Origin of the sequence: Macrococcoides caseolyticum (genome assembly GCF_002902665.1) — a bacterium.
Taxonomy (GTDB): domain Bacteria; phylum Bacillota; class Bacilli; order Staphylococcales; family Staphylococcaceae; genus Macrococcoides; species Macrococcoides caseolyticum.
Genome location: NZ_PPRM01000106.1, coordinates 1 through 461 on the forward strand (window position 1 = coordinate 1; position 461 = coordinate 461).

The window sequence follows — 461 nt, forward strand, 5'->3', positions numbered from 1 at the left end:
GACTATAAAAGCTGTAGATCAGATTATTAAAACTAATCTTCCAAAAAAAAATCGTGAAAATTTCAATATACAAAAAAATGATTTTACACCAAGAAAAATTGATTTTGATGAAATTAACACTAAAAATAAGAACATCGGTGATGCGGGTGAAAAATTAGTAATAAAATATTTATATGAATCTTTAGTAGAAAAAGGTCAAAAAGAATTAGCTGATTCCATTTTTCATACTGCTAAATATGAAGGGGATGGAGCAGGTTATGACATTAAAGCGAAGGATGAACAAGGAAACGATATATTTATAGAAGTTAAAACTTCAGTCGGTGGAATTAATTCAGAATTTTTTATTTCCTCAAATGAAATAGAATTTTCTAAACGTCGATTGTAAAATTAAGCTAGACAACTAAAAAAGCCTTCTGTGCTAAACTCAATATGTATTTCCGACCAAAGAAAACATAAGGAGT

Annotated in this window: 1 protein-coding gene; it reads left to right on the top strand. The window is 28.0% G+C overall.

Features of this window, described 5'->3' with window-relative positions; genetic code table 11:
- The coding region (locus tag CD152_RS11210; protein ID WP_146034116.1) for a protein NO VEIN domain-containing protein at positions 1-385 on the top strand (385 nt) is incomplete at its 5' end.
- Positions 386-461: the final 76 nt, after the last annotated feature.